The sequence below is a fragment of the Nonomuraea sp. NPDC050227 genome (genome assembly GCF_044459705.1).
Lineage (GTDB): Bacteria > Actinomycetota > Actinomycetes > Streptosporangiales > Streptosporangiaceae > Nonomuraea.
Genome location: NZ_JBITJF010000004.1, coordinates 512,406 through 528,225 on the forward strand (window position 1 = coordinate 512,406; position 15,820 = coordinate 528,225).

Here is a 15,820-nt window from a genome sequence, read left to right on the forward strand (position 1 = left end):
CGCCCGCGGGCTACGCCCGCGGGCGCGACCCGGGCAGCTCGATGTGCGCCCGGCTCACCGACGTGCTCTTCGCCAGCACCTGCAGCAGGTCGCGGCGCACGCGCTCGCACCGCGCGCGCATCGCGTCCCGGGCGGCGTCCGCGTCACGCGCGCGCAGCCCCTCGTAGACGGCCCCCAGCTCGCCGGGCGGGCTCGCGATGCCGGGATCGATCAACGCGGCCATGCGCAGAACCCGTTCCAGCTCGTCGAGCACGTCGACGATGGCCTTGCCGAGGCGAGGGTTGCCGCTGAAGTTGGCGATGATGCCCTCGAACTCGATGCCGGCCTGCAGCGACTCCTCCTGTTCCACTTCGCCCGCCGCGAGCGCGATGGGCACCTTGGACAGCGCTTCGAGTCGTTCGAGCGCCGGCGCCGTGACTCCGAGACGCGCCGCGGCGGCGGCCGCCTCGCCGGACAGCAGCGTCCGCAGCGCGCACAGAGCGTCGGTGTCCTGCAGCGTGATCGGGCTGACGACGTAGCCCGCGCGCGGAAGGGCGGTCACGAGCCCGTCGCGCCGCAACCGGGCCAGCGCCTCGCGCACCGGCGTCTTGCTGATCCGCCATTGCTCGGCGAGCGACGTCTCGGTGAAACTGCTGCCGGGCGGCAGCGTCAGGTCGATGATCTGGCGCCTGATCGCCCGGTAGGCCTGGCTCGTGCGGTCGAGGCCGGTCTCGTCGGTGCCGACCAGCAGCAGCGCGGGGATGTGCGGCGTTCCGCTGACCACGCCATGGATGTCGGACATCGCGCCAGAATACCAATTCACAGTGTTGATACAGCAGCTCGGCCGCCATGCATCGGGTAGAGATATTTATTCTTGTTGTTGATATCTCAATGTGCGATGCTTCGTTCCATGCAGCGAAACTCCTGGTCCCTTCCCGCCGCGAGCGACTTCCCGGCGCTGGGGGCGATGAGCACCCGCGCCCGCGCGGAGCGCGGCGCACGCGACGGTGTGCGGATGCTCCCGCTCGTCGGCGCCCCGATCCTGCCCATGCCCGAGCACGTACGGCGGGCGGTGGCGGGCGCGATGGACCTTCCCGACCCGCGCGACACCCGCGGCCTGCCGGAACTGCGCGCCGCGATCGCCGCCGAACTGGAGCGCGAGCACGGCCTGCGCGTCGATCCCGAGCGCCGCCTGCTGATCACCCACGGAGCGATGCAGGGGCTCTCCCTCGTGCTGCGCACGGTGCTCGCACCGGGCGACGAGGTGATCGTGCCGACCCCCACCTACTTCTTCGACGGCGCCATCCGCGAGGCCGGCGCCACGCCCGTCGGCGTCCCGTCCCGCGAGAGCGACGGCTGGGCGCTCGACCTGGCCGGCCTGGAGGCCGCCGTCACCAGCCGCAGCCGGGCCGTGCTGCTGTGCAATCCGACCAATCCGACGGGTTATCTCCCCGACGCCGCGACCCTCGCGGCCGTGGTCGACCTCGCCGCCCGCCACGGGCTCCTCGTCATCTCCGACGACTCATGGCAGCACTTCACGTACGACGGCCACCGCTACCACCCGGTGGAGGCGTTCGCCGACCGCTGGCCGCACCTGGTCACCGTCACCAGCCTCAGCAAGTACTACGCGCTGGCGAGCTGGCGGCTCGGCTACGTCCTGGCGCCGCCACCCGTCATCGACGCGCTCAACCGCCGCTTCGAGTGGGAGGCGGTGTGTTGCGGAGTGGTTCCGCAGCGGGCCGCGGTCGCCGCACTCACCGGCCCACGCGACTGGCTCGACCTGGCGCTCTCCACCTACCAGGCCAAGCGCGACCTCGTCTGCGACGGCCTCGCCGCGAGCGGCTTCCCGCCGCCCGTACGGCCCACGGGCGGCGCCTTCCTGCTCGCCGACTGCTCACGCCTTGGTGAGACCCCGGCCGCCATCGACCGCGCACTCCTGCGGAACGGCATCGCGACCGTGCGCGGCGCCGACATGCACGCTCCCGACACGCATGTCCGCATCACGTTCGGCTCCGACGAGGAAACGCTCGCCGAGCTGGTCCGCGGCCTCGGACAGGCCCGCCGAGCGTCCTGACGCGCCCGCCCGCCGGCACGGGCGGCGGGACGGTTCATGACTCCTGTCATGCGCAGCCGATGACAGCCGCGACTGACCGCGGAACCGCGTCTGGATCATGCTTACGCCATGAACATCCGGACGCTTGGAAAGAACGCCTCGGCCGTCGCCCTGACCGCCGGGATGGTGCTGGCGGCCAGCCCCGCCCAGGCCGCCCCCGCACGGGAGACCGGGCTCGACCGGCAGGCGCTGCGGCAGTCGCTGGACGCCGTGCACGAGGCCGGCATGTACGGCATCTACTCGACCGTCCGCGACGGCGAGCGCAGCTGGCGGGGCGCCTCCGGCGTGGCCGACGTCGCCACGAAGCGCCCCGTGCGCCCCGGCATGGTGCACCGGGTCGGCAGCATCACCAAGACCTTCACCGCGGTGGCCCTGCTCCAGCAGGTGGCCCGCGGCGCCGTCGAACTGGACGCCCCCATCGCCCGCTACCTGCCCGACGTGGTGCCGGGCGAGCGCGGCCAGAAGATCACCGTGCGGATGTTGCTCAACCACACGAGCCACATCGCCGACCACGTGGGCCCGGCCTTCCCCTCGCTGCTCCAGGGCACGTTCGAGAGCCTCGACGACAACCGTTTCCGCACCTTCTCCCGCCGGGAGCTGGTCGAGCTGGGCCTGGCCGCCACGCCCACCGGCGAGCCGGGCGCCACGCCGGGGATCTACTCCAACACCAACTACCTGATCGCCGGCCTGCTCCTGGAGAAGGTGACGGGCGAGAACGCCGAGCAGTACATCACCCGCAACGTCATCCGCAAGGCGGGGCTGCGGCACACGTCCTTCCCGCGCACGCCGGTCATCCCCGGCCCGCACTCCAAGGCGTACGAGTCGATGTTCGGCTTCATCGACCCGCCCAAGGACTACAGCGTCTACAACATGTCGTGGATCACCACGGCGGGCGCCGTCGTGTCCACGATGGACGACCTCAACCAGTTCTACCGGGTGCTGCTGCGCGGCGGGCTGATCGGCCCGGCCGAGCTGGCCGAGATGCAGAAGACCGTGCCCGTGGCCGGCGTGTCGGGCGCCTACGGCCTCGGCATCTACGCCACCGACCTGCCGTGCGGCCGGTTCTGGGGGCACAGCGGCGGCGTCTTCGGCATGGCCACCGACTCCTACACCAGCCCGGACGGCGCCCGCCAGCTCTCCATGGGCGTCAACCGCACGAAGTACCAGAGCCTGGACGAGAACGGCAACATCGTGATCAGCCCGATCGACTACGCCACCGTCGACCACCTGCTGCTGGGGCTCTGCGGTCAGAGCGCGGCGCGCACGACGGCGGCGCAGCCGCAGATCGTCCCGTTCGCCGTGGACCGGCTGATCTCCGTCAAGCGCTAGCGTCACACCGCTCAGCACGACACACCTCTCTGCCGCCGGCTCACCCCCGGCGGCATCGGCATGCCGGCAACGGTCGTGTCAGCGGCGGCGTCAGTGCGGTGACGGCCCCGTGTCAGGGCTCTTCGCGAGGGTTGACCCATGGACGCCGGACCGGACGGATCCGGCGGATCGACCACCGCGACAAGGAGACACGATCATGGCAATCGGCGGGAACGGCTTCTCCGAGCAGGGGCTGCGCAGGCTGCGCGAGGTGCTGGCCCGGCACGTCGACTCGGGGCGGATCCCGGGCCTGGTCGCCCTGGTGAGCCGCGGCGAGGAGACGCACGTCGAGGCGATCGGCACGATGCGGCACGACGGCGGCGCACCCATGCGCCGCGACACCGTCTTCCGGATGGCCTCCACGTCCAAGCCCGTCTCGATCGCGGCGGCCATGGTGCTGGTGGACGAGTGCCGGCTGCGGCTGGACGACGTGGTCGACCCGTGGCTGCCCGAGCTGGCCGACCGGCGCGTGCTCACCAGCCCCGGCGCGCCGCTGGACGACACCGTCCCGGCCCACCGGCCGATCACCGTGCGGGACGTGCTGACCTCCACCTTCGGGCTCGGCATGGACTTCACCGCGCTGGGCAAGCCGATCATGAACGCGATCTTCGAGCGGGGCCTCACCCCGAACCTGCCGGTCGAGATGCCCGAGCCGGACGAGTGGATGCGCCGCCTGGGCGAGCTGCCGCTGATGTACCAGCCGGGCGAGCAGTGGCAGTACCAGATCAGCAGCGACCTGGTCGGCGTGCTCGTCTCCCGGGTCACCGGCCGGCCGTTCGAGGAGTTCCTGCGCGAGCGCGTCTTCGAACCGCTCGGCATGACCGACACCGGCTTCCACGTGCCCGCCGACCAGATCGACCGGCTGCCCGCCCTGTACGCCCCCGACCCGGTCACCGGCGAGTTCCTCGTCTGGGACGAGCCCGAGGGCGGACGGTGGAGCAAGCCGCCGGCGTTCCAGGGAGGCGGCGGCGGCCTGGTCTCCACGGCCGACGACTACCACGCCTACTTCCGGATGTTGCTCAACGGCGGCACCCACCGGGGCACCCGCGTCCTGTCCCGGCCCGCCGTCGAGCTGATGACCACCAACCGGCTCACTCCGCAGCAGAACGACGCCCGTACCGCCCTGGCCAGGAACAACGTGCACATCTCCTTCGGCCAGGGACAGCAGGGCGGCTGGGGCATGGGCATGGCGGTGCGCACCTACCGCGGTGACTACGCCCCGGTCGGCCAGTTCGGCTGGGACGGCGGCAGCGGCACCTCGGCCTACGCCGACCCGGTCAACGGGCTCACCGGCATCCTGCTCTGCCAGCTCGGCTACTCCGTCCCGAACCCGGCCCACCTGATGAACGACTTCTGGACCACCCTCTACCAGGCCCTCGACGACTGACACAAGGGAGGCCGACCGCTCACCTGTGTCGGGCCTCGGTGGTCAGCTCGCGCAGCCGGGCCAGGAACGCCTGCCCGGCCGGCCCGGTGTCGAGCGGCAGCAGGTACGAGCTCGCGTCCGACGACCCGAACCACCGCGCCTGCACGTCGACCCCCGTGGCCCGTCCATACAGCGCGGGGTCGGCGTCTTGCAATGACACGTCCGCCAGCCTGGCGCCCAGCCGCACCTGCGTGCCCCGGTCGGTGACGGTGGCGATCACGATCACGCCCGGCGTGACGACGGCCGCCGTGGTGAACGGCCCGACCTCCGGCCCGGCCGCCCTGGACGCGCCGAACAGCCCGCTCAGCAGGCCGCGCCGCCCGCGGCCCGGCGGCAGGACGGGGACGCTGCGGGTCTCGCAGCAGACGTCGGCCGTCTCCGCCAGGTCGCCAAGAAGCTGCTGCCCGGCGCCCGGCGGCGCCCATCGCGCCGCCGGGCTCATTCGTGCGGCCACAGGCCGGCGAGGCGGGCGATGCGGAGACCGGCGTGCAGTTCCAGGCGGATCGACCCGTCCGTGATGTCGCAGCCGATGACCTCGCGGACGCGGTCGAGCCGGTAGTAGAGCGTGCTGCGGTGGATGCGCAGCCGCCGCGCCGCGCTCTGGATCTCGCCGCCGCTGTCGAGGTAGCCCTCCAGCGTCGCCGCGAGCTCGACGCCGTGCGGCGCGTCCAGCAGGCGCCGCACGCCGTCGGGGAACTGGCTCGGCGTCAGCCGGTCGAGCGGCAGTTGCAGGAACAGGCGGTCGAGGCCGAGCTCGTCCCAGAAGACGCGCTTGCCGTACCGCTGCGGATCGAGGCGCGAGGCACGCTGGGCGAGCCGCGCCTCGTGGTAGGACTCGACCGCCTGCGCCAGCGACGGCTGCACGCCGCCCACGCCCGCCACGACCGCCTCCAGACCCGGCCCGGCGAGCGCGCGTTCCAGCCTGTCGCGATTCACCGGACGCGGGAAGAGAACAATTCCTTCGGCCCCGAGAACGGCGCCGACTATTTTCACCGTCGTCGATCTCGTGGTGAATTCAAGAGTCGCCTCGACGGCCAGCCGGGTAATGGATCTGGGCGCCGATTCGGGGGCCCGGAGAACGAGCACCGAATAATGCTCGACATCGTCGATGAGATTGTCCCGCACGAGTTTCCCGGCCGCCTCCGCACGTTTCTCCGGCGATTCTCCGAGCAATTCCGCGAGCAGCTGCCGGGAATTCTCGGTGCCGTGCCGGCGGTCGGAGATGCGCAGCGACAGCAGCGCGCCCATTTCCGGCGCGGCGGATTCCAGCAGCGCCAGGTCGTCGGCGCGCGGCGTCTCCCGGTCCTCGACGTAATAGACGTAGCCGAGCAGTTGCTGCTCATGGCGCAACGGCAGCACGACCAGCTCGCCGTCGTCCTGGGGGACCCGCACGCCGTGCCTGGCCTGGCGCAGCCGATGCTGCTCCACCAGCGGCTTCGTCAGCGGGGCGGTCGAGCCGGCGAGCAACCGGGCCAGCCGGGCGAGCCGCGCGTCGGTGTCGTGGACGCTGAACGCCGCGATCCTCAGGTCCTGATCGACCACCACGAGCGCCACGCCCAGGCGATCGGCCAGATCTTGCACGGCGTCATCAAGGCTCACCGGGGTTGCTCCTCTCCTGCGACACAGCGTCGGATCGGCGCCGACAACTAACGACAGATCGTACGAAGCGCATCAACGTGGTGTCCGTCTACGGTGGTGCGACAGCGCACAAGTTAGCAATGCGAGGGGTGCGGGTGGCAAGCCCCGCCGTCGCCCCGCGGGCCGATCACAGCCGTCCGCCCGATCAACAGATCATGCCGGGCAATGCCCGTACAGCACGGGAAGGAACCCATTCCAGTGACCGAGCGCACCGTCGAGACCAACGGCTATTCCACGTTTTTTCTGGAAAGCGGCGACGACGACCGCGAGACCGTGATCCTGCTGCACGGCGGCGGCCCCGGCGCCAACGCGGTGTCCAACTGGAGCGGCTTCATGCCCGCCCTCAGCGACGACTACCACGTGCTGGCTCCCGACCTCGTCGGCTACGGCCGCACCGACCATCCCGAGGACATGCCGGGCAGCCTGACCGGCTGGATGCGCATGCGGGTCGAGCAGGTGCTCGCCCTGATGGACGCCCGCGGCGTCGAGCGGGCGCACCTGGTCGGCAACTCGATGGGCGGCGCCCTGGCCATGCACCTGGTGATGACGGCGCCGCAGCGCTTCGACCGGATCTCGCTGATGGGCAGCGCGGGCGGGCACTCGCAGCCGACGCCCGAGGTCATGCGGATGGTGTCCTTCTACAAGGACCCGACGATCAGCGCCCTGGAGAACCTCACCAAGTGGTTCGTCTACGACGAGGACGCGCTCGGCACGTCGATCTCGGAGATCACCGAGACGCGTTACCAGGAGGTCATGCGGCCCGAGGTGCGGCGTTCCTTCGAGCGCTTCTTCTCCTCCTCGCCCGCCGAGATGGCCGTGCCGCCGTCGGCGCTGCGCCGGATGCCGCACCCGTTCCTCGTCGTGCACGGCCGCGAGGACCGGTTCGTCACCCCCGACTCCAGTGTCTTCCTCCAGCAGCACCTGCCCAACGCGCAGCTGCACATCTTCCCGCACTGCGGCCACTGGGTGCAGATCGAGCGCGCCGCCGAGTACGCGGCGCTGCTGCGGGGCTTCCTCACCGACGCGTTCTGACCTCGTACGACAGGAGACATCAGGCATGGACATCAAGCAGCTCGGCTACCTCGGCCTGTCCGCGCGCGAGCCGGACGCCTTCACCGCCTACGCCACGGACATCCTCGGCATGCAGCGGGTCGCGGGGGAGGACGGCGCCACCCACTTCCGCATCGACGACGTGCACCACCGCATCACCGTCGAGGCCGGTGAGCAGGACGGCGGCGCCTACTACGGCTGGGAGGTCGCCGACGCCGGCGCGCTGAGCGCCGCGCTCGACGAGCTGAGCGACCACGGCGTCGTGGCCTGCCAGGCGACCCAGCGCGAGCTGGAGATCCGCCGCGTGGCCGGCATGGCGCACTTCCTCGACCCGGCGGGCAACCGGGTCGAGCTGTTCCACGGGGCCTCGGCGGGCGAGGGGCAGTTCACCTCGGCGCGCGACATCGAGCGGTTCGTCACCGGCGACCTCGGCCTCGGCCACGTGGTGCTGGCCAGCCCGGACGTGGCGGCCCAGCAGCGGTTCTACACCGACGTCCTGGGCTTCAAGATCAGCGACACGATGCGCAGGCCGTTCCAGGCCACGTTCCTGCACACGAACCCGCGCCACCACAGCATCGCCTTCGTGGACGGCCCGTTCTTCGGCATCCACCAGCCGTTCCTGCACCACTTCATGCTGGAGGTCCCCGACATGGACCAGGTCGGGCGCACCTACGACCTGGTGCTGGACCGCGACGTCCCGGTCACCATGACGCTCGGCCGGCACAGCAACGACCAGATGTTCTCCTTCTACGCCGAGTCCCCGGTGGGCGTGCACACCGAGTTCGGCAGCGGCGGCGTGCTCATCGACGACGCGACCTGGCAGGTCACCGAGATCCCCGGTCCCGACCTCTGGGGCCACCGGCACTGACGTCCCTCCCTTCTAGGAGCCATTGACATGGAAACCCTCACCCCCGTCGTGGAGACGGACGTGCTGATCGTCGGCGCCGGCCCGGCGGGCGCCACCGCCGCGGCGCTGCTGTCGACGTACGGCATCGCCAACGTGGTGCTCAACAAGTACGCCGGGGTCTCGAACACGCCTCGCGCGCACATCACCAACCAGCGCGGCGTCGAGGTGCTGCGCGACCTCGGGCTGGAGGGCGAGGTGACCAGGAACGCCACCCCGCAGCACCTGATGGGCGAGCACGTGTACGCCACCAGCCTGGCCGGCCAGGAGCTCGGCCGCCTGCGCACGTGGTACACCCACCCGCACTTCAAGGCCGAGCACGACCTCGCCAGCCCGTGCTCGGTGTGCGACCTGCCGCAGCACGTGCTGGAGCCCATCCTGGTCAACGCGGCCGCCGCGCGCGGGTCGTCGGTGCGCTTCAACACCGAGCTGCTGACGTTCACGCAGGACGACGACGGCGTGACCGCCCTGGTCAAGGACCGGCTGACCGGCCAGCAGTACGGCATCCGCAGCAAGTACCTGATCGGCGCGGACGGCGGCAACTCGACCGTCGCCGCGCAGGCGGGCCTGCCGCTGGTCGGCAAGATGGGGCTCGGCGGCTCGATCAACGTGGTGTTCGAGGCGGACCTCACCCGCTTCGTCGAACACCGTCCGGGTGACATGTACTGGTTCGTCCAGCCGGGCGTCGGCCACGACGGCAACGGCATCGGCGTGCTGCGCATGGTGCGCCCGTGGACCAAGTGGGTCGGCGTGTGGGGCTACGACGTCAACGCCGGTCAGCCCACGCTCACCGAGGAGGACGGCGTCCGCATCGCCCACCAGCTGATCGGCGACGACCAGGTGCCGGTGAAGGTCGAGTCGATCTCCACCTGGGCGGTCAACGACGTCTACGCCACCGACAACATGGCGGGCCGGGTCATCTGCGTCGGCGACGCCGTGCACCGGCACTCGCCCATGAACGGCCTCGGCTCCAACACCTCCATCCAGGACAGCTACAACCTGTGCTGGAAGCTCGCCATGGTGGTGCGCGGCGAGGCCGCCCCGGCGCTGCTCGACAGCTACCGGGACGAGCGGCTGCCGGTCGCCAGGCAGATCGTCCAGCGCGCCAAGCGCAGCGACGGGCTGATGCCGCAGCTCTTCATGGCGCTGCGCCTGCCGCCCGCCTCCGGCGCGGAGGAGCTGCGCGCCGCCCTCGACGGCCTGCTGCTGCCGACGGCCGAGGGCGGTGAGCGGCGGCAGGCGTTCGACGCCGCGATGCAGGCCACGATCATGTGCTTCAACACGCACGGCGTCGAGACCAACCAGCACTACACGTCCGGCGCGATCGTGCCCGACGGCACGCCCGAGCAGCCCGCGCCGCGGGACGAGGAGGTCTACTACTTCGCCTCCACCCGTCCGGGACGCCACCTGCCGCACGTGTGGCTGACCAGGGACCAGCAGCGCGTCTCCACCTTCGACCTGTGCGGCCGGGGCCGGTTCACCCTGCTCACCGGCATCGGCGGCGCGGCCTGGCGGGAGGCGGCCGAGCGCGTCTCCGAGCGGCTGGGCGTGCCCGTCCGGGTGCGGTCGATCGGCCGCGGCTGCGACTACGAGGACAGCTACGGCGACTACCGCGCCCTGTCCGAGGTCGGGGACGACGGGGTGCTCCTGGTCCGTCCCGACCACATGGTGGCCTGGCGGTCCGCGTCGATGGCCGACGATCCGGAGGCGGCGCTGAGCGCCGTGCTCGGCCGGATCCTCGGCCCGGCGACCAGGGAGTAGCGGGCCATGCGCATCGCGGTGGCCGGCGGCGGGCCCGGCGGGCTGTTCTTCGCCGCGCTGATCCGGCAGGCGGACCCGTCGTCGGAGGTGACCGTCTTCGAGCGCAACCGCGCCGACGACACCTTCGGCTTCGGGGTGGTCTTCTCCGACCGGACCCTGGAGGCGATCCACGAGGCGGACCCCGTGCTGCGCGCGGCCCTGGCCGAGCACGGCAGGCACTGGGACGACATCGAGGTCCGGCTGAAGGGCGAGCGGATCAGGTGCGGCGGCAACGGCATGGCCGCGGTCGTCCGGCGCACGCTCCTCCTGCTCCTGCAGGAACGGGCCCGCGCGGTCGGGGCGGACCTGCGGTTCTCCACCGAGGTGGGGCTCGCCGACCTGGCCGGCTACGACCTGGTGGTGGCCGCCGACGGGGCCTCCTCGCGGATCCGCGAGGAGCTCGGCCCCGGCCTCGGCTCCCAGGTGGAGACCGCCGCGGCCAAGTTCATCTGGTTCGGCACCGACCACCTCTTCGACGGGCTCACCTTCGTCCACGAACGCGGCCCTGACGGCGTCTTCGCGGTGCACGGGTATCCGATCTCCGGCGCCATGTCGACGTTCATCGTGGAGACCGACGAGGCGTCCTGGCGGCGGGCCGGTCTCGACGCGTTCGACGAGAGCCGGCCGCCCGGGGTGAGCGACCTGCGCTCCAAGGCGTACCTGGAGACGCTGTTCGCCGAGCACATCGAGGGCGGCCGGCTGCTCACCAACAACTCCCGGTGGGCCAGTTTCCGCACCCGCCGCACCCGCCACTGGCACACCACGGCCCCGCGGCCCGTCGTGCTGCTCGGCGACGCCGCGCACACCGCGCACTTCTCCGTCGGCTCGGGCACCAAGATGGCCATGGAGGACGCCGTCGCGCTCGCGCGGGCGCTGGCCGGGCACCCCGGCGACCTGGCGGCCGCGCTCGCGAGCTACGAGCGGGCCGCCCAGCCGCCGGTCCGGCACATCCAGGACTCGGCGCGGCCCAGCCTCGCCTGGTGGGAGAGCTTCGGCGGCTACCACGACGCCCTGGAGCCGTGGCAGTTCGCCTACCACTTCCTGTCCCGCAGCATCTCCGACGCGCGCCTGGCCAGACGCGCGCCGGGGTTCGTGGCGTCGGCCCATCGCCGGTGGCGGGACCTGCACGGCGCCGCGCCCCTGGAGACGGGCTTCGAGGCCGCCGGGTGGTCGGCGTCCGGCCGGCTGCTCGACGTCCTGCCCGGCGCGGACGGCGCGCCCGCCGCCGTCCGGGGGAAGAACGAGCTGCCGCTCTCCGCGACGCCGTTGCCCGGCGCGTGGGGCGCCCTGGTGGAGGCGCCGGACACCGAGGACGGGCTGCCCGACCTGTCCGGGTTCGCAGCGGCCGGCGCGACCCTGGTCGCCGTGCACGGCGGCACGGCCCTGACCCGTACCCGGCTGTGCGAGGAGGCACGGATGCGCGCGGGACTGCCCGCACTGCTGATCGAACCGGAACCCGACCGCGACCGGGCCCTGACCATGGTGCTCTCCGGCCGCGCCGACCTGGTCGGAGTGCTGTCATGAACGGCCTCGGCTCCGATCGGAGTGCTCTCATGGACGGCCTGGGATCCGGTCCGCGTGCTCGCGTGGACGGCCTCGGACCCGGTTCGGGTGCTCTCATGGGCGACCTGGGCCCGTTGTTCGGGCCCCGGGGTGTCGCGGTGGTCGGCGCGTCCCGGGATCCGGGCAAACTGGGCGCCGCCATGGCCCGTTCGCTGTCCGGTTTCGGCGGGTTCCTGGCGCTGGTGAACGCGCGCGACGACGCCATGCACCCGTCCGTCGGCGCCGCCGCCGCGGCGGGCCCCGTCGATCTCGCGCTGCTCTGCGTGCCCGCCCCGGCGTGCGCCGGCGTGCTCGCCGAGGCGGCGGAGGCGGGCGTGCGGGCCGCCGTCGTGTGCGGCGGCGGGTTCGCCGAGGCGGGCGGCGCCGGGATCGAGCACCAGCGACGGCTCGCCGCCATCGCCCGGGACTCGGGCCTGCGCCTCCTCGGCCCCAACACCAGCGGCTTCCTGGCCCCGCACGCGCGGCTGACCGCCAGCTTCGTCCCCGGCGCCCACCGGGTGCGGCCGGGCGCCGTCGCCGTCGTGGCCGCCAGCGGCGGCGTCAACCACGCCCTGGCGTTCGCGCTGACCGAGGCGGGGCACGGCGTCAGTCTCGCCGTCGGCCTCGGGAACGCGGCCGGCGTCACCGCCCCCGACGTCCTCGACCACCTCGCCGGCGACCCCCGCACCACGGCCGTCGCGCTGCACGTGGAGTCGGTGGCGGACGGGCCCCGGCTGGTCGAGAGCGTGCGCCGCCTCACCGCGACCCGGCCGGTCGTCGCCCTGGTCGTCGGCCGCCACGACGTCGGGGCCTTCGCCGCCTCGCACACGGGGGCGCTGGCGACCTCCTGGCGCACCACGCGCGCCGCGCTGGCCCAGGCGGGGGCGGTCCTCGTCGACGACGAACGCGAACTCGTCGACGCCGTCGGCGCGCTCGCGGTGACGCGGGCCCGCCCGTGCGCCGACCCGGGGGTGGGTGTCGTGACCGCCCAGGCGGGTCCGGGCCTGCTGCTCCTCGACGACCTGCGCGGACGCGGGATCCGGGTGCCCGAGCTCGCCCCCGGCACCCGGGAGACCCTGGCCGGGCTGCTGCCGCCGCTGACCTTCCAGCGCAACCCGGTCGACACCGGCCGTCCGGGGCCCGAGCTGGGCGCGGTGCTCGCCGCCACCGGGGCCGACCCCGGCGTCCACGTCATCGCGGGGTACGTCCTGCACGAACCGGACGCGGTCGACGTCGTCGCCGCCGTCACCGAGGGCCTGGCCGGGGGCGTCCCCGTCGTCCTCGGGCTGGCGGGCACGGGCGACGCCGTCGTCCGCGACCGCATGGCCCTGCGCGGGTCGGGCGTCCCGGTGGCCGCCGACGCCCGCGGCGTCGCCGCCGCCACCGCCGCGCTGCTGGCCGACGCCCGCGCGCGGACGGCCCGCCCGGCCGCCTCCGCCCCCTGGCGGGCGCCGGCCGTCCCGGCCGCCCGGTACGACGAGCACGCCGGCAAGGCCCTGCTCGGACGGCTGGGCGTGGCCACCATGCCCCGCCACGCCTGCCCGGACCGGGCCGCCGCCCACGCCGCCTTCGACTCCCTCGGGACGGCGGTCGCCGTCAAGCTGCTGGACGCCGACGTCCTGCACAAGACGGAGATCGGCGGCGTGCACCTGGGCGTGTCCACCTCCGCCGGCCTGGACGCCGCGCTCGACGCGCTGGACGCGGCGGGCGCGCGCCGCTACCTGGTGGAGGCCATGGCGCCGGCCGGGATCGATCTGGTCGTCGGCGCGCGGCGCGACCCCGTCTTCGGGCCCGTGGTGCTCGTCGGGCTGGGCGGCACGGTGGCCGAGGCCCTGGCCGACGTCGCCGTCCGGCTCGCCCCGCTGTCTCCCGGCGAAGCCGCCGGCATGGCGGCAGAACTGGCCGGGCGGGCCCTGCTCGCCGGGTGGCGCGGCGGCCCCGTCCTCGACCCCGACGACCTCGGCACGATCGTCTCCAGGCTCGGCGACCTGCTCGTCGCCAACCCGCTCCTGGACGAGATCGAGGTCAATCCGCTCCGGCTCACGCGGCGAGGTCTGATCGCGCTTGACGCCGTCATCCTCACCAGGAAGGCCGACGATGCCCACCCCGATCACTGAGCACACCGTGCCCTGGCCCGACGCCGACGTCACCCGCTTCACCGAGCAGGGCTACTGGGCCGGGGTCGCGATCGGCACCCTGCTGCGGGAGGCCGCCGACCGCCATCCGGACGCCACCGCGCTGGTCGACGGGCCGGGGCTGCGCCTCACGTACGGCGAGCTGGCCGATCGCGCCGACGCCGCCGCCGTCCGCCTGCGCGACCTCGGCCTCGCGCCGGGCGAGCGGATCGTCATGCAGCTGGGCAACTCGTGGGAGTTCGTCGTCCTGCTGCTGGCGTGCCTGCGCGCGGGCATCGTGCCGGTGATGGCGCTGCCCGCCCATCGCCGGGCCGAGCTGAGGTATCTGGCCGTGCACGCCGAGGCGGTGGCGATCGCCGTCCCCGACCGGAGCAGGGACTTCGACCACCAGCGGCTCGCCCACGACCTCGCGGCCGACGTGCGCGCCGCCACCGGGGCCGGATGGCGGGTGCTGGTCGCCGGGGACGACGTCGCGCCGGGAAGCGTCGACCTGCGGGCCCTGTGCGGCCCGCCCACCGGCCGGACCGGCTTCGACCTGCCCGCCCCCTCCTCCCGGGACGTGGCCGTCTTCCTGCTGTCCGGGGGCACGACCGGCCTGCCCAAGCTCATCGCCCGCACCCACGACGACTACGCCTACAACGCCCGGGCCAGCGCCGAGGTCGCCGGGGTCACGAAGGACTCGGTCTACCTGGTCAGCCTGCCCGCCGGGCACAACTTCCCGCTCGCCTGCCCGGGGATCCTGGGCGTCCTGCTCGCCGGGGGCCGGGTGGTCATGCTGCCCTCGCCCGAGCCCGTACGGGCCTTCGCCACGATCGAGGCGGAAGGCGTCACGCACACCGCGGTGGTGCCCGCGGTCGCCGGCCGCTGGCTGGAGCGGGCCGTGCGGCACGGCGCCGGGCAGCTCGCCACCCTGCGGGTCGTCCAGGTCGGCGGCGCCCGCCTCGCGGACGAGCTGGCGTGCCAGGTCGAGCCGGTGCTGGGGGCGAGGTTGCAGCAGGTGTTCGGCATGGCGGAGGGGCTGCTGAACTTCACCCGCCTCGACGACCCCGTGGAGACGGTGTGCGGCACGCAGGGCCGTCCGCTGTGCCCCGCCGACGAGATCAGGATCGTGGACGAGCAGGACCGGGACGTGCCGGACGGCCGGCCGGGGCTGCTGCTCACCCGTGGGCCGTACACCCCTCGCGGGTACTACCGGGCGGCGGAGCACAACGCCCGCTCCTTCACCGGCGACGGCTGGTTCCGCACGGGTGACATATGCCTGCGCACCCCCGAGGGCAACCTCGTGGTGGCCGGCCGCGACAAGGACATGATCAACCGGGGCGGGGAGAAGATCTCGGCCGAGGAGATCGAGAACCTCGTGTACCGGCTGCCCGCCGTGAGCCAGGTCGCCGCCGTGGCCATGCCGGACCCCGTGCTCGGGGAGCGCGTGTGCGTGTACGTCGTGCCGCGGGCCGGGGCGACGGTCACGCTGGAGGAGATCCGGGCGCGGATGGAGAGCGCGGAGGTCGCCCGCTTCAAGCTTCCCGAACGGCTCGTCGTCGTCGAGGAGCTCGCCTGGACCAAGGTCGGGAAGATCGACAAGAAGGCCCTCAGGGCCGACATCGCCGACCGCCTCAGGGCCGAGCTTGCCGGGGGGTGACGAAGCCCGCCGCCGCTCCGGCGCGTACGGTCGGCGAGCGTCCCTGCTCGGTGCGTGCTCGTCGGCCGCGTAGCGCCATGTCAGGCCCGGCGCGGCGGCTCGGCGGACTTTTTGCGTGACCGAAATCCCGATAAATACGGGCTTGTGGTGGATTACGGCGCTCGGGAAGGATGCTGGGAGGCGGACGGTGATCCCGTCCGATCGCAGGCGAGACGAAGGACGCCGG

Annotated in this window: 12 protein-coding genes; 9 read left to right on the forward strand and 3 right to left on the reverse strand. The window is 73.0% G+C overall.

Features of this window, described 5'->3' with window-relative positions; genetic code table 11:
- Positions 1 to 10 precede the first annotated feature (10 nt).
- Positions 11 to 781: a GntR family transcriptional regulator gene (locus ACIBK9_RS19430; protein WP_358297803.1), complete on the reverse strand. Its 771-nt coding sequence runs from the start codon at positions 779 to 781 to the stop codon at positions 11 to 13.
- Positions 782 to 889: 108 nt separating this feature from the next.
- On the opposite strand from ACIBK9_RS19430, the gene ACIBK9_RS19435 reads away from it, so the two are divergent.
- The 3 genes from ACIBK9_RS19435 to ACIBK9_RS19445 all read left to right on the forward strand — a co-directional run bounded on the left by ACIBK9_RS19435 (position 890) and on the right by ACIBK9_RS19445 (position 4,847).
- Complete coding sequence (locus tag ACIBK9_RS19435) at positions 890 to 2,053, forward strand: pyridoxal phosphate-dependent aminotransferase (RefSeq protein ID WP_397159842.1); 1,164 nt, start codon at positions 890 to 892, stop codon at positions 2,051 to 2,053.
- Positions 2,054 to 2,161: 108 nt separating this feature from the next.
- The gene (locus tag ACIBK9_RS19440; RefSeq protein ID WP_397159844.1) at positions 2,162 to 3,421 is read left to right on the forward strand and encodes a serine hydrolase domain-containing protein; all 1,260 of its coding nucleotides are present in this window, start codon (positions 2,162 to 2,164) and stop codon (positions 3,419 to 3,421) included.
- A gap of 196 nt (positions 3,422 to 3,617) precedes the next feature.
- Entirely contained in the window at positions 3,618 to 4,847 is a 1,230-nt protein-coding gene (locus ACIBK9_RS19445; protein ID WP_397159846.1) for a serine hydrolase domain-containing protein, read from the forward strand.
- A gap of 19 nt (positions 4,848 to 4,866) precedes the next feature.
- Here ACIBK9_RS19445 and ACIBK9_RS19450 read toward each other — a convergent pair whose 3' ends face one another.
- Together ACIBK9_RS19450 and ACIBK9_RS19455 are read right to left on the reverse strand one after the other, a co-directional pair.
- Complete coding sequence (locus ACIBK9_RS19450; protein WP_397159848.1) at positions 4,867 to 5,340, reverse strand: hypothetical protein; 474 nt, start codon at positions 5,338 to 5,340, stop codon at positions 4,867 to 4,869.
- Positions 5,325 to 6,467 (reverse strand): PucR family transcriptional regulator, encoded by a 1,143-nt coding sequence (locus ACIBK9_RS19455; RefSeq protein WP_397159850.1) that lies wholly within the window; start codon positions 6,465 to 6,467, stop codon positions 5,325 to 5,327. The genes ACIBK9_RS19450 and ACIBK9_RS19455 overlap by 16 nt, the downstream gene beginning before the upstream one ends.
- Before the next feature lie 255 nt (positions 6,468 to 6,722).
- Here ACIBK9_RS19455 and ACIBK9_RS19460 point away from each other — a divergent pair, with 255 nt between their 5' ends.
- From ACIBK9_RS19460 to ACIBK9_RS19485, 6 genes are all read left to right on the forward strand, one after another.
- Complete coding sequence (locus tag ACIBK9_RS19460) at positions 6,723 to 7,556, forward strand: alpha/beta fold hydrolase (protein WP_397159852.1); 834 nt, start codon at positions 6,723 to 6,725, stop codon at positions 7,554 to 7,556.
- Between the two features lie 25 nt (positions 7,557 to 7,581).
- Positions 7,582 to 8,442, forward strand: a complete 861-nt coding sequence (locus tag ACIBK9_RS19465) for a VOC family protein (protein WP_387676317.1) — start codon at positions 7,582 to 7,584, stop codon at positions 8,440 to 8,442.
- Positions 8,443 to 8,469: 27 nt separating this feature from the next.
- On the forward strand, positions 8,470 to 10,239 hold the full coding sequence (locus ACIBK9_RS19470) for an FAD-dependent oxidoreductase (RefSeq protein ID WP_397159854.1): 1,770 nt from the start codon (positions 8,470 to 8,472) through the stop codon (positions 10,237 to 10,239).
- A 6-nt stretch (positions 10,240 to 10,245) separates the two neighbouring features.
- A complete protein-coding gene (locus tag ACIBK9_RS19475) occupies positions 10,246 to 11,802 on the forward strand; it encodes an FAD-dependent monooxygenase (RefSeq protein WP_397159856.1) in 1,557 nt (518 codons plus the stop codon).
- A gap of 95 nt (positions 11,803 to 11,897) precedes the next feature.
- Positions 11,898 to 13,937 carry an acetate--CoA ligase family protein gene (locus tag ACIBK9_RS19480; protein ID WP_397159858.1) on the forward strand — a complete coding sequence of 680 codons (2,040 nt, stop codon included), beginning with the start codon at positions 11,898 to 11,900 and terminating at the stop codon, positions 13,935 to 13,937.
- Positions 13,918 to 15,594 carry a (2,3-dihydroxybenzoyl)adenylate synthase gene (locus tag ACIBK9_RS19485; RefSeq protein ID WP_397159860.1) on the forward strand — a complete coding sequence of 559 codons (1,677 nt, stop codon included), beginning with the start codon at positions 13,918 to 13,920 and terminating at the stop codon, positions 15,592 to 15,594. Before ACIBK9_RS19480 ends, ACIBK9_RS19485 begins: the two co-directional genes overlap by 20 nt.
- Positions 15,595 to 15,820: the final 226 nt, after the last annotated feature.